11 protein-coding genes are annotated in these 14,577 nt (G+C 40.0%); 1 reads left to right on the top strand and 10 read right to left on the bottom strand.

Annotated elements, in window-relative coordinates; translation table 11 throughout:
- Positions 1-43: 43 nt before the first annotated feature.
- The 9 genes from ACRWQL_RS17685 to ACRWQL_RS17645 form a co-directional block, all read right to left on the bottom strand.
- Positions 44-391, bottom strand: a complete 348-nt coding sequence (locus ACRWQL_RS17685) for a DUF2946 domain-containing protein (protein ID WP_188741094.1) — start codon at positions 389-391, stop codon at positions 44-46.
- Positions 392-1,671: 1,280 nt separating this feature from the next.
- Positions 1,672-2,034: a DUF6488 family protein gene (locus ACRWQL_RS17680; protein WP_434951381.1), complete on the bottom strand. Its 363-nt coding sequence runs from the start codon at positions 2,032-2,034 to the stop codon at positions 1,672-1,674.
- Positions 2,035-2,044: 10 nt separating this feature from the next.
- Positions 2,045-2,569, bottom strand: a complete 525-nt coding sequence (locus tag ACRWQL_RS17675) for a hypothetical protein (RefSeq protein ID WP_182699031.1) — start codon at positions 2,567-2,569, stop codon at positions 2,045-2,047.
- 16 nt (positions 2,570-2,585) lie between these two features.
- On the bottom strand, positions 2,586-3,281 hold the full coding sequence (locus ACRWQL_RS17670) for a HupE/UreJ family protein (RefSeq protein ID WP_182699032.1): 696 nt from the start codon (positions 3,279-3,281) through the stop codon (positions 2,586-2,588).
- Entirely contained in the window at positions 3,271-6,414 is a 3,144-nt protein-coding gene (locus ACRWQL_RS17665; RefSeq protein ID WP_182699033.1) for an efflux RND transporter permease subunit, read from the bottom strand. The genes ACRWQL_RS17670 and ACRWQL_RS17665 overlap by 11 nt, the downstream gene beginning before the upstream one ends.
- Before the next feature lie 9 nt (positions 6,415-6,423).
- Positions 6,424-7,662: an efflux RND transporter periplasmic adaptor subunit gene (locus ACRWQL_RS17660; protein ID WP_123884039.1), complete on the bottom strand. Its 1,239-nt coding sequence runs from the start codon at positions 7,660-7,662 to the stop codon at positions 6,424-6,426.
- A 7-nt stretch (positions 7,663-7,669) separates the two neighbouring features.
- Positions 7,670-8,956 carry a TolC family protein gene (locus ACRWQL_RS17655; RefSeq protein ID WP_182680803.1) on the bottom strand — a complete coding sequence of 429 codons (1,287 nt, stop codon included), beginning with the start codon at positions 8,954-8,956 and terminating at the stop codon, positions 7,670-7,672.
- Between the two features lie 13 nt (positions 8,957-8,969).
- The gene (locus ACRWQL_RS17650; RefSeq protein WP_123884041.1) at positions 8,970-9,950 is read right to left on the bottom strand and encodes a M56 family metallopeptidase; all 981 of its coding nucleotides are present in this window, start codon (positions 9,948-9,950) and stop codon (positions 8,970-8,972) included.
- A gap of 1 nt (position 9,951) precedes the next feature.
- The gene (locus ACRWQL_RS17645; protein WP_123884050.1) at positions 9,952-10,335 is read right to left on the bottom strand and encodes a BlaI/MecI/CopY family transcriptional regulator; all 384 of its coding nucleotides are present in this window, start codon (positions 10,333-10,335) and stop codon (positions 9,952-9,954) included.
- A 91-nt stretch (positions 10,336-10,426) separates the two neighbouring features.
- On the opposite strand from ACRWQL_RS17645, the gene ACRWQL_RS17640 reads away from it, so the two are divergent.
- Positions 10,427-10,780, top strand: coding sequence for a DUF3147 family protein (locus ACRWQL_RS17640; protein ID WP_182680802.1), 354 nt, complete (start codon positions 10,427-10,429; stop codon positions 10,778-10,780).
- 301 nt (positions 10,781-11,081) lie between these two features.
- On the opposite strand, the gene ACRWQL_RS17635 is transcribed toward ACRWQL_RS17640, so the two are convergent.
- Complete coding sequence (locus ACRWQL_RS17635) at positions 11,082-14,408, bottom strand: P-loop NTPase fold protein (protein ID WP_434951377.1); 3,327 nt, start codon at positions 14,406-14,408, stop codon at positions 11,082-11,084.
- Between the last annotated feature and the right edge of the window lie 169 nt (positions 14,409-14,577).

The following is a 14,577-nucleotide window of genomic DNA, read 5'->3' as shown; positions in this document are numbered from 1 at the left end:
AGAATATAAAGATGCTCAGCTAAAATGAGCTATTCAAATAGAGTTAACTTATAGGAGGGATTATTGGGTTATCAGAGTATGCATTAGCATATTGATATGAATATAGGTATTGATGAGTTACTAGTATATTGTGATCAATACTAGGTTTAGTTTGAGTCAAACATTGAGAATGAAACCCATGACAATGTCCACAGTGATGACAGTCCTCAACACTATGTTCACCTTCTATTGGTAATTCGTTATCAACTATTTGGCTATCATATTCGTGAGAATGTTCGGTTTGGATATGTTGTACATCTAATGTATGCGTTTCTTGTGAATTTGCAATAGCTACAAACGATTGTATTACAATCGCAATCGCTAATATTAAATTTAGAAACTTATTTTTCAAAGAAATAACCATCAGATGCACAAAGTTAAAGTAGAACATTTCTTATTGATTTCGTCAATTAAACTAAACTGTATTTTTAAAGACTGTTGTCGCTTAAGTCGTTAAACAGCTTCTTTGTATTGATCTGGATTTCTGCCAGTTTCGCTCGAAATCACAGTAGGTTTCACTAATTTATTCATGCTCGTTTCTTTTTCTAATAACTCTTGGTCGAATGATCGGATCAAGGAACGAGCATTTAGTTCCTTTGGGGAGCTAATTTCTTATCCGAAGCTCAGGTAATTTACTAAAGTTTGTCAAAGCTACTCCCTTGTACGGTTTCTCATTTCAGTTGATTATTTCCATAATCAACCAAGCAGGAATACCCCGATAGCAAGTCGGTTTGGGTACCACTAAAAAAAACATCTGCTCATCACAGACTTAAAATGTACTTCACCCCTTCGCAACGTTTAACTGCTTTTGACCGTTAACGTTCCATAAAACGCATTGTTGATGGTCAGCTTGTTTTTGTCCTCCACACCATTACAGGCTTTCACAGGCCAAGCTTAACTCACTACTACTACGGGGTCATCTGCCACCACACACTAAAATTGATCTTGGCTTTCGCCTTGACTCAATGTCTCCGGTCTATATCCGGATTCAGTGCCAGGCTTCCCCAGTTACTGCACTGACTCCCTGTTAACAATGCCACCCTCAAACACAGCTTAGGTCTGGCTGAGTATAGGACTTTGCGTTATTTTGCACGCTTACCCACCTCAACTGCCGAAGCAGGTTCACTTGCGTTGTGTACTGTTAACTTCCTATGGCTTCCTTCAGACCCTGTCGTTGACCAACAACGCCTTTGCGATTATCTTCCCCTCAGTAGGGTTGATCTGGGCATCTTTCAGCCTAGCGGGTTTGCCAGCTTCGCTGGGCAAAAAAAGCGACCACTCAATGAGTCGGTCGCTTTTTATTAGTTTCTAACTTTTCAGTTAGTAGCGATCTTTATGACTAGTTTCGAACATTATTTAACTTCCATAATAAATGAACACTGGGACACCATTACCCAAGCGATTCACATGATTATGCGACCATTTCAAGTTAACTAACTCAAGCTCTCATAATGTGTAGTAGTAAACAATTAGGATGATGGTGTTATCAATTGCCATTATGACCAACAGGCTTCTAAGTAGATAGTGCCGCCTTTAGACGCCTTGTTCTTATCCTGACTTAGTAAGAACAATGGTTGCGACTACTTCAATTAGAAGTAGTCGTTTGGCAATCACTATTACATTACTTACCGCTTATTTAAAGCCATTACTCTCTGATATAGCAACAACCTCGCCATCCTCTTCAATTTTAAAAAATATTGTCTTTTTTGTTTGTGAATTAGTCGCACTCACTACATAGCTTCCCCCATGGGTGCTTACAATGTTCACATCGGCAGTGCTTATGCTTTCCCACGATGAAGGCAATTTGCCCACTTCATATCCTAAGTCTTTAAATGTCAATTTCTGTATTGTTGTTATTGTAATACCCTTGACCTTTTCATCGTTCATATGACTATGTCTTGAATGATCCATACTTTTCATTCTATCTACATGTGCAAATGAATCACTACTGACAAGAGCGCTACAGATCACTAAAATTAAAATTAAATATCTCATTTACTTGTCCTTATGATTTTAAACCAATCACTTTATATTGACCTTTAACCAGTAATTTAATGGTTACAGGGGTGGTAGACTTATTTTTCCAATACCAGCCATGAGATCCTGCAAAGGGGGCGGTAAAACTCCCTTTCATCTCATCAGACGTGGCAATAACATAACTCTCGTAATATCCAGTTGTATCTCCTTCTGGTTCGCCGTGTAGATCGAAGAACAATGCGTCTCCATCAGTTAGCCATTCATAGGTCATTTTCTCGTATTGCTGCATTTCAAACTTATATTCGACGCCTCTGCCTGCAGGCACTACAACTTCGATGCTTTGAAACTCAGTTGTACCTTCTACTTTTGCGCTTTCTGGTGTTGCCGGTTCAGCCGTTTGAGCCAATGCGGTGACACCTATTTTTTGACCAATACCTGTAGGATCGATATTGTATTCTGCAGGCAAAATAAGGGTGACTAACACAACAGCCGCTAAAACCGTTGCTGCTAAAGAAGCTTTAATTAGCGTGTTACTACTTACTGTATGTTGCATATATTTCTCTTTGTTATTAATTAATAAAGTAACCAGTCAATTGATAACCCATCAACATGACGCCAGCACTCATAAGTAGAGTATTTGTTAGTGTTGAAAACTGCTGAAATGATGGCCATTTACGCCAGACATTGATCACAATTAATATCACCACTAAAGCCGCAAACTGACCGAGTTCTACACCAATGTTAAATGCGACTAAATTGGTAAAGAGGCCTTCATTAGGTAAGTTAAACTCTTGTAATTTGGTCGCTAGCCCTAGGCCATGAAAAAGCCCAAAAATGAGAACAGCCCACTGCGTATTGGGTTGCCAATTGAAGCAACGTTTAAACCCACCTAAATTATCAAAACCCTTATACACCACAGACAAACCTATAATGGCATCAATAAGGTAAGCATTGACTTGGATATCGCTTAACACACCTAACAGCAACGTAGTGCTATGACCGATGGTGAACATCGTGACATATATGAAAACATCACGGCTTCTATATAAAAAGAAAATAACGCCAACCAAAAATAGTAAATGATCGTATCCGGTAATCATGTGTTTTGCGCCAATGTAAAGAAATGGCACAAACTGTACGCCGCTATTTTGCTCTAAAAAAGCTCTAGTATTGTCATCAACACCATGAGCGAGTACCTCAATGCTAATAAAGGAGCAACATAAGAGGAGTGCGAACAAGCAATAGCTTGATAATTTACTTGGCATTAAATGACTCCAAAGTTTCTGTTTTAATCAAAATCGTATCCTTATCTTTATGTAAAATTCGGTAAAGTGCGGGAATAACAAATAAAGTTAGTAGCGTTGAGGAAATAATCCCACCGATAACTACCATAGCTAAAGGCCGTTGTACTTCAGAACCCATACCACTATTAAACGCCATCGGAAGAAAGCCCAACGATGCAACAAACGCAGTGGTCATTACAGGTCGAAGTCGAGTTAATGCACCGTCAAAAATAGCCTGGTGTAAATTCATGCCCTCTTTTCGTAATTCTCGGATAAACGAGACCATGACTAATCCATTCAAAATGGCAATACCTGACAACGCAATAAAGCCAACTGCTGCTGATATTGAGAATGGAATACCACTTAACATTAATGCAGCAACCCCGCCCGTCAATGCTAAAGGCACGCCTGTAAAAATGATTAATGCATCTTTGATTGAATTCAGCGCTAACACTAACAAACCAATAATCATGAGCAACGTGACTGGTACTACAATACTTAAACGCTGTGAAGCGGACTGGAGCTTCTGATAAGTGCCGCCGTATTCAATCCAGTAACCAGCAGGAATATCAACATTGGCAGCAACGGCTTGTTGAATATCACTCACAAAACCACCTAAATCACGGCCTCTCACATTTGTTGTCACAACGACTCTACGCTTGCCATTTTCTCGATTAATTTGGTTTGCACCATTAATCAATTCCAATGAAGCAAGTTCTTGTAATGGCACAGAACGACCATTGCCCAGATGAATTGGCAAATATGACAGTGCGTCGACATCATTACGCAGTACTTCATCTAATCGAACGACAATATCCGAACGCCTATCACCTTGATAAAACTTGCCAGCAACGGTTCCACCTAGCGCAGTCGCTAATTGGGATTGCAATTGCGCTTTACTGATCCCGTATTGCATAATTTTGTCAGCGTTAGGGATTATGGATAAAAGCGGTAACCCCGTAGTTTGTTCAACTTGCACATCGGCTATACCTTCAACCTGGCTAATGGCTGACTCAATTTCATTACCTAATGCGGCAAGGGTTTCAAAATCATCGCCGAACACTTTAATTGCTAATTCGGCTCTCACACCCGCCAGTAATTCATTAAACCGCATTTGAATAGGTTGCAAAAATTCATAACGATTGCCAGGTATTGGCTCTACCAACGCAGCTAAATCCTCCACAACCTGCTCTTTTGATTTATTAGGATTAGGCCATTGATCACGTGGTTTTAGAATAATAAAGTTGTCTGCAACACTTGGCGGTACAGCATCAGTTGCCACATCGGCCGTGCCTATTTTGGCAAATACTCTTTCAACCTCCGGCATTTGCTGAATTTTTTCTTCTAACACTTCTTGCAATGCAATTGCCTGACTTAATGATGTTCCAGGAATGCGCAGTGCATGCATGGCAATATCACCTTCATCAAGGTTTGGTACAAACTCACTGCCTAGCCGGGTAGCTTGGTGGCCAAAAATGACCACTAACAACACCGCCATACACACCACAATCCAACGACCTTTAAGCACCATATTTAACGCTGGACGATACAAATAAGCCGCTCCACGAATAATTGGACTGTGCTTTTCTTTGATTGGTTTTTTAAATAACAATGCAATCATTGCAGGCACAAAGGTTACCGACAGTAACATGGCACTTAATAGGGCGATAACAACGGTAATGGCCATCGGGTGGAACATTTTCCCCTCTACACCTTCAAGGGCGAAAATGGGTAAATACACGGCAGTAATAATGAACACACCGAATAACGCTGGGCGGATCACTTCACGGGTTGCATCAAACACTAGTTCTAAGCGTGCTTTCAAAGGTAAAGAATGTTGCCCAGCTTGACTCAGACGGCGCAGGCAGTTTTCAACAATGATAATTGCACCGTCCACTAACAAGCCAAAATCAAGCGCACCTAAACTCATTAGATTGGCACTAACACCAACTTGAACCATGCCTGTCACAGTCATTAACATCGCAAACGGGATCACCAATGCGGTTAAAAATGCGGCCCTGAAATTACCAAGTAAAATAAACAACACAACTACAACTAAAATAGCCCCTTCGGTCAGGTTTGTTTGTACTGTACTAAGTGTTTGATCAACTAACTTAGTACGATCGTATACCGCGGTAGCCACAATCCCTTGAGGTAAGCTTGCATTAATTTGTTTTAGCTTCTCACCTACTGCGTGAGCCACTGTGCGACTATTCTGGCCGATAAGCATAAATACCGTGCTCATCACCACTTCACGGCCATTTTGGGTGGCAGCACCATTGCGCAGCCCTTTTCCATCACCAATATCTGCCACATCTTTTATGCGAACAGGTGAACCATCAATACTTTTTAGCGGAATGTTACCAATGGCTTGTAAGTCTTCGGCTTGCCCAGGAATACGCATAAGCCATTGCGCGCCATTTTGCTCAATAAATCCTGCGCCTTGGTTTTGATTATTTTGTGCAATTGCGTCAACCACATCAGCTTGAGTAACACCAAACGCGAGCAGTTTTTGGGGTTTGAATGCAACCAAAATTTCACGTTCAAACCCACCAATAGGATTCACCTCAACAACGCCAGGCACACGCATTAGTTGCGGACGAATAGTCCAATCGTGAACAGTACGTAGGTCGGTGGGTGTAATCTCGGAGCCATCGGCATGTGTTGCATTGGGTAACGCATCCACTGTGAACATGAAAATTTCACCCAGCCCAGTGGCAATCGGTCCGAGTTCAGGCTCAAGTCCTGACGGTAATTCTGAACGCGCGGCAGATAAGCGTTCACTCACCAATTGCCGAGCAAAATATACATCGGTATTGTCATCAAAAATGGCAACAACTTGCGATAAACCATAACGTGACACAGAACGGGTATATGTAAGCCCAGGCAATCCCGCAAGCGCATTTTCTAATGGAAAGGTGACCCGTTGTTCAATTTCTAATGGTGTATACCCTAGTGCTTTGGTGTTAATCATGACTTGTACATTGGTGATATCAGGGACAGCATCAATAGGCAGCTTGGTAAAATTCCAGGCGCCCACAAAAGCCGTAATCATCACTAGTACTAAAACGAGTACATTGCGCTTTATGGAAAAGCGTAAAATAGATTCCAACATTTACTACTCCTAGTGATCGTGCGAAGCGCCAGACTTTTCAATGTCAGCTTTAATGATGTAACTGTTTTCAGTCACATAGGTTGCCCCTAATGCAATTCCACCAAGAACTTCGACCCACTCACCATCATCTTGACCAAGCTCAAGCATTCTCACCTCGTATTGTTCACCTACTTTTGCATAAACTACGGTAAAGTCCCTGAACCCTTGCAAACCGACTTTTTTTACTGCGACAGGCACATCAATCGTCGCCACCTCAATATCAGCGTTAACAAACCCACCGTCGGCCAGAGCATTATTCACATTCGGCACCTTCACCCATACTAATTTAGCCTGGTCATCGCGGACTTTTTGCTCAATAAACTCAACCTTCCCTGTAAGCGGAGTGTCATAACCTTCAATCTTTACGGTTACCGGAGTGCCAACAACGACATTTTTATAATCGGCGGGATATACTGCTAGCTTGGCCACATATTGCGACGTATTGGTTAGGGTCAATAAGGTTTTTGACGCTGTTTGTTCACCACTATTGGCATACTGTTCAGTCACAATGCCGTCGGCAGGAGATGTGATTTGATAAGGCTTAAGGCTTTCGTTACTTTCAACTGTCATCAGTGTCTGCCCTTGCTTTACAAGGTCGCCTTGTTTAACAAACAACTTGGTGATTACCCCGTCAAATCTGGCTGATATATTATGTGTCGCACTCGCTGGAAGCGATAAACGCCCATAAGCAGGAATGGTTTGATGAAGTGTTCTAGCCGCGACAACATCGGTACTAATTCCCATAGCTTCAGCCACTGCTGGCTCAATACGAGTTCGGCCTTCAAGGTTATCGTATTGCCAGCGATAATTTTTGCCCTGATATTTAGCGCTAATGGTGACCACAAATGAATGAGGTTCGTAAATTTCTAAATCTCCACGTAAAAAGTCACCTTCGACACGAAAGTTAATATCGTCTACAACATCACCAAGACGGGTAAGTTGAACATTCAAAGCCACTTTATCCGGTGAAACAGGCTTGCCTGCATCGGTTACCCACACCCTAAACTCCGGCGGTACACCCGTTTCAAAAATAGCTAGCTCCAAAGCCATATTGTCGTCTCGCAACATGCGGCCTCTGTGGGGGCCTTTTTCTGGCTCAGCTTCTTCCGCTTCAGGGGCAGATGATGCAGACACTGAAAATGAAGGGCTCACACTTAAGCAAAGAAATATTGCAAAAGTCAGTGATGTAAAAATATTATTATTTTTCATAAACGTCTCACAATGATATAGATGCGCCCGTTAGGCGTTGAATTTCAAAATGTTGTAAATGCAAACTCTCGTATGTATTTAACAACTCCGATTGGGCATTAAGTAAATCACGGCGTATATCACTCCATTGACTGTAGCTGAGTTGTCCAAGTTCAAAGGCTCGAACAGCCTCTTTTAATGTCACTTCTAATGTTGGGATTATCGTTTTTTCAAAAGCATCGATAACATGCCGTGCATGGGCTATTTCTTGTAGTTGTACATATAACTGTGAGTCGAGCTTTTGCATTAACGCTACTTGTTCGACAGCAAGCACGTCTTGCTTGGCTTGTAAGGTCGAAATAGTCCCTGCATTACGGTCGCTTGCGCCAAAAGGAACCGATACACCAGCAACAAGGCCAAAGTCATCTGTTGCTTCATAACGGCGAAAACCAGCAGAAAATTGCCATTGAGATTTAGCCTCTATCCGCGCCAGCTCCAATTGTGATTGTGCTATGCGGGTAGCGGTTGCAAATTGAGTGATATACGGGCTTTTTTTCAGTTTATCGAGTTCCTTATCTAAACTTGATAACACAGGCAGAGCGAATAAATTACCATTGACTCTAAATTGGGTGCCTGGCTTTCCCCACAACGACGACAATTGATACTGGCTAGCTTTTAAATCGTGCTCTGTATCTTCAACAGCTAGCTGCATCCGCACGATTTCAACTTCTGCCATACGCATTTCAATCGTTGAGCTTCTGCCGGCACTGACCCGTTCAGATATGGCTTTAAGCACTTCGTTCGCTTGAAGCGTTGCCATTTGATTCAACTTCAGACGCTCTTGCTTTACTAAGATTTGAGTAAATTGTTTTGCTGTACTCGCCGCTAAATCCATTGTGACAATGTGCTTATCAATATCTACCTGCTCCATCTCTGTTTGTGCATTGCCAACACGGCTATTAATTTGCTCTTGTTGCAACAACCAGGAATACGTCAGTGTGGTTTGCATATTACTCAGCCCACTATGTTCACCGACGCCTAAACCATCTTCAAAAGTAAGCCCAATTTGTGCTGGCTCACCAATACCTGCTTGTTGTATTGCTCCTTTTTGCATATTTGTCTTATGCAAAAATACCGCTAACTCAGGGTGGTGACTTAACGTCATGCGAATAGCGTCTTCTAAATAAAGTGGCACTTTTATTTCTGTGTTGTCTTTTGCTGTCACAGAAAATGCTAAGGCCGAGATAAAAAAACCACACAAAAACCGATTGGCAATCGGTTTTTTATCTATGGTTGTTTCAACAATATTATTCATTCATAACCCTTATTTAATGGTTGAAATAGGTTTCGATTAGATGATGGAGGCTATCAACAGTTGATAATGTGAATAATGTAGTCACGAGGAAGCATAACCCTGTAAATGCCAGTTTAGCTCCAGATACTTGCTCTCTTGGAGAAAGAAGGTTTTCTACCCGTAGGGTAATTTGGTCTTTACTAAAATGACTGACTTGAACTCCTTCACAGCTAACAGGTAACAGACGTTGTTTCTTAGCGACTGTAACTAAAGTTTGTGCCACATCAAGGTTGTCATGGTAGAGCGTGACGGCATCGTCTGCTTGTTGTTCTGTTAATAAAGTAAAATCTTGTTGTAAAGAGCGGCGGATAGGCTTCGGATAAAGTAGGCAGAAAAAAGCGTAAATACTTTTGAATAAGGGATCTCTTGCTCTAACATGTGCTAACTCGTGTTGGATAATAATATCAACAGCAGATTGTTCAAGCTGTTGTAGTAATCCTGATGTAAGGTAAACCTTTGGCTTGAATAAACCGATGGTAAAAGCCGCAGGCATGCTTAATGAGATTGAAAAAACAGTATCTTCATTTTGACCCGCAATAGGCTGAACATCTGAAAGTTTAAAAAGATTGTGTATTGCGATGGAATGACGGCGAACTTGAATAAAGGAAATGTTAATCAACACCGCCAATACGACTGCTGCAATGACCAAAGTTAATCCATGCCAGCTTGTTACTATAAATAGATCGATATGATGCCAATGTGCAACCTTTTCCATCCAAAGAATTAAGTATCCATTCCCTTGACGAGGGAACAATATTCCTACGCAAAATAGCGCAATCCACCAAGGAGAAGTAACCATCAACCACAAAATTCGTTTTCGAGCGATAAAATCAAATGCATCTAAGCTGCTTCTAATCAACGGGACAATAGCAGATATTAATAGTGTAACGATAACAAAAGCCGTTATTGCAACACTAATCAAATTTAATAAAATCGCCACGTTACCTTCGAGCATCTTATGCTTGCCTACTACGTAATTTTCGTTGTTCTTCTATAAGCTTTTCCAATTCATCAAATTGAGCGTCGTCAAGATTAGCTGAAGATGAAGCAAATGCAGCAATCAGGCTATGTTCACCATCTTCAATAAAGTCGGCTGTAACATCTGTTATTAATGTTGCGATAAGTGATTCTCTATCAACTTTGGCGGTATAGAAATGTGCATGCCCTTGCTTAGTTCTACTTAACAAATCCTTTTTGAACAGTCGATCTAACGTAGTTTGGATCGTATTTAATGAATTTCCACGAGTAATCCCAACTACTGCATGTACACGCTTTGCATCTGCTTCTTTCTCAGACCATAGGAATTGAAGCACTAACTTTTCTAAGTCACCTAATTGCATCAAATTATTCTCTTAACTATTTATCAATAGTATGACAAACTAAAAACCTATCGGCAATCGGTTTTTTGATTTTTATGAAAACAGAGAAATTATGACCTGGATAATTACAAAATATCTCATTACAGCTGCAATCATTGTTGCGGCTTCAGAAATAGCAAAACGCAGCGATAAATTTGGCGCACTAGTAGTTGCTCTCCCGATTGTAACTATCATGGCAATGATTTGGATGTATGTCGAAAATGAATCAAATGAAAAAATAGCTAATCATGCTTGGTATACATTTTGGTACGTCATTCCTACGTTACCGATGTTTCTATTGTTTCCAATGCTTTTAAACAAGTATAGTTTCTGGAGTTCTTTGTTAATTGGCGTAATGATATCAATCATTTTTTTTGTTGGGTTGACGTGGTTTTTAAAAAACTTTGATATCGATCTAATCCCATAAAAATTAATAGTTACATGATTAAATCATTAACTCATAGGCTCGTAATCTATATATCTAATGCTTACTATTAGCTAAATTTATGAACTTACGGGTGGCTCTTAACTCACAATGGGGCACGAACGTGTCAGCTTCATTCCTCTAGCACGTATATGGACAAAAGCTAGTTAGAGTAAAAGATCTAACTAGTTTATTTCAGATTACTAAAAGTATGTTGAAGCCTTACGTTTTGGTTATCGATACACTTAAAGTAAAATGTACCATTTAACCAGTTGAGTAATCTGTATTCTACTAACAACTAGTTTTATGTTGCTGGAACGCCAGTGCTATATGCTTCGTTGTTATCTTCAGACTCATTTAGAAAACTTTTAATTTCTTTTGCTAAAGAGTGCTCCACAGCCGTATCATCCTCTTTAAGTGCATCATGAAGCCCAATTAAGCTTTCCTGCGATAATGAATCAATATTCCATCCCGACCCCTGAATTGACTGAGATAGTAGCCACTCTAGTTCTTTAGTTTTGCGATTAGCAATAACATAGCTCAGTAGAACGGTAGCTTCTTGTGCTGCGTCCTCATCCTTGATATTTGGCATTTTGAACAAAGCTCCAAAGTATTGAATACTCCTGCACCTTTGCTCATTTGGTGTTGTAGTCTTGAAAAAATTCGACCTCAACGTAGTACTAATCCCATTTTTCTTAGGATTGTCTATAAGATCTAGCAGGCCAGTAACTAGTTCTACATCATAGTTATGGGTTTCTTCAGGTATGACTTTCAATGCTTCTTGTAAATGTCTCTGATGCTCTAATGGTTTATCTAAAGTGGTAAGATAGCGAACAACTTTCTTAAAAGACGAGTGATGTTCCTTGATTAACTTTGACCATGCTTCTTTTGTAAGGTGATCATTATCAAAATAGCCGATTAGTACCTGTAGGAGTTGTTTTGGTTGATATCTCAGAATATCATCGACTACAACATCGCCCCATGATAGTGGGTCTTTAGCATGTTTCGACCAACCAGACATCCAATTCAAAATGTCCTCAGGGCTCGTTTCATCAAGGTTACTCTTTAAAAATGAATAATCGGTTTTAAGTAAATCAGAAATATCCATAACATGGACACGACGCTCTTTGATTAGGTCAGCTAAATTCTTACTTAAGTATTCAGTAATCGGTTCATGTTTACACCACTTAAGGATGTCTTTAAACTTACAAGTACTCAAATAATTTGTTAAATACTCACTATATTCTGGTGTGATTTTGAGTTTACTTATCAACCAATCAGTTGTTTGATGGCTTTGACCCCTACGTTGAGCATTTTGTAGATTGAAATTAGCTGTTGGCTCAAAACCACTCATGAACGCAGCTGTAATTAATGCAGTGTAAGCTGCAAGTTTATTGTCATCCAAACTACCATTAGCGCTAAGGTTTTCTAAGTGTTGAGCTAAGCTAAGTGAAAGCGTGCTCCTGCTGCTGTTGTTCCACTCTTTACTGAAAGGCAACACTTGAAGCAAAGTGCTCATATCTGTAGTGGACACTTCAGAATTACTTAATAATTTATCGGTTTCTATGTTATCTAGCTCACCAATCCTCATGTTTTCTAGAAGAACAGGAAATATTGTGTCTACTTCATTAAACGCTTCTTGTCTTTTACATGCTGCAACGACTAGAAGATCCATAGGGAGAGATTCAATTATTTTTTTAATATTCCAACGCTTAAGTTGGTTCTCAATTGGATATAGAGCATTTACCACAAAAGAAGCATCAGGTTTTGTAATAAAACGTGGGATTACGTCTGTTATGGATGAATATGCATAACATTCTCTTAAAGCTTTTTCTAAATCTTCTGCGGTATTATTTTCATTAGGTGACTTAAGCGAACTCAACAATTGCCACATTGTCGAGATGGAACTTGCTGTGTTGTTTTGCAACTTCTTTGCTAATGTTAAGTCAATCTTTATATTATTTTGAGCAAGGATTTTATAGCTACTGACTAGCTCATCGTCATACTCATAGTCTTCAGATTCTGTTTCCTTTACCTCGTGATTGATATCCTTAAGGTAGGTGTTAAGTAATTCATGTCCCGATTTTTCTTCCGCTATAGATGCAGCTATTTTAATCAAGTCTTTAGAGTTGGTAGACTCAATCTGTTGCTTAAAGAACACATCAAAACCAAGCAATGGTTTTAGTTTCATCAGGGCTTGCGTATCAGATATCGAAAATGCTGTGCGTATTGGTTCAGCAATTAGTTCACTCTGTGCAATTTCAAATGAGGTTTGAAAATGTAATGCTGCTATCTGCCTTGACCAATCTTCCTTTGCTCCACCGTACTTACGAAGTACCTTGTGGGTTGCCTTGAGCTTTCGATCTAGCTCTTTTCTTTTTTCGATATCATGCGACGAAGTAAGTTGATTAAGCTCACTAAGTAACTCGGTAACCAATATATTATTGTCACGAACTGCCATAATATAGGCAGCACAACATGCACCATTTAGAGCGTTATTATCTTCTGGGCAACTGTCTATTTTAGAACCGACTCGGTTAACGAGACTCTTTAAGTATCGCGGAGAAATTCTTTTCCCCCAAATGTCTATTAGGGTTTTTACTCCCTCCATTCCTTCTATATCGGGAAGCGTTTGCTCCCAATATTTATCGAACTGTTCACGCCATCCTGTTGCTACAATTGGTGGCGCAGAAAAAGGAATAGGGATACGTTTAGATATAAACTCTTTACCAGATTGGCTTTCATCAACGGCACTTTTCTCAAGCGCTTTAGCCAAATGTTCTTCAGAGTAGGGAAGCAATATTCTAAACCTCTCACTGCCAAGTGAAGTGAGAATTTCAATATCACTCCACAATTCACGAGCGATATCAGGCGATACGCGATCAATGTTGTCGATGACGAGTAGAAGCGTTTTATCTTGTGGAATGAGTTTGGCAAAAGTATTGAATGTTTCTCTAAGTTCAATAGCGCCCACTTCTCTATTTATGTCAATGGTTTCACTAATAGTGTCGGTACTATTACGCTTCACCAAGTCACCTAATCTAGTCTTGATCCCAAATAATTTCATTATACCGTACACTAGTGCTGGCAATAAAAATAAACCTACCGAGAGCACACCACTAAGTTTGTCTAAGTTTGGATCTTTCTGAGTCAATTCGAATAGAAACTTAATTGAGGGTTTAATCTGTAGCGCTGATATACCAAGGGAAAATGCAAAGACGATTGCCGAAAATGAAATATGGCTAGTGGTAGCTTTTGTATACTCTAGCCTTCTACCCATCGCGATTTCTACCGCTTTATTCAGCTCAATGAGTTGTGAATGATTTTTCTTACCCAGAAGTATCTTTAGTTCCGCTTCGATAGTTAGTATCAAAGCAGGTTTTAATGTGGTGTGATATTGGTCTGCATCAAATGTAACTATCTGAAAGCCTTTATCCTGCACCTGCTGCTTTAAGATATTTATGACTGTGCTCTTACCCGCACCAAGATTACCTTCAATCCCAATAATATGTTGAGTGCTATCATTAAGGAGAACGTTAGCAATAGCACCTGCGACTTGACTGTGCCCTTGACCACCGAACAGATCCGTTTCAACAGGCTTTTCATTCTGATACTTTCTTATTGTACTCATAGATACAATGACTCTCTAAGTCAAATTCCTTGTAATCAACAGCATACCAGATATTCCACGAAGTTATAGTGACTGAATGCTGAAGTCCTCTTGCTTTCATAGAAAGTATAAAATGCACTAGATAAAGTAAGTCAATGTAGCTTACGGCATTTGCCAGCGATTTGTCCCG

The organism is Shewanella sp. HL-SH4 (assembly GCF_051164845.1).
Taxonomy (GTDB): domain Bacteria; phylum Pseudomonadota; class Gammaproteobacteria; order Enterobacterales; family Shewanellaceae; genus Shewanella; species Shewanella glacialimarina.
This window is presented reverse-complemented; position numbering and strand designations above follow the sequence as displayed.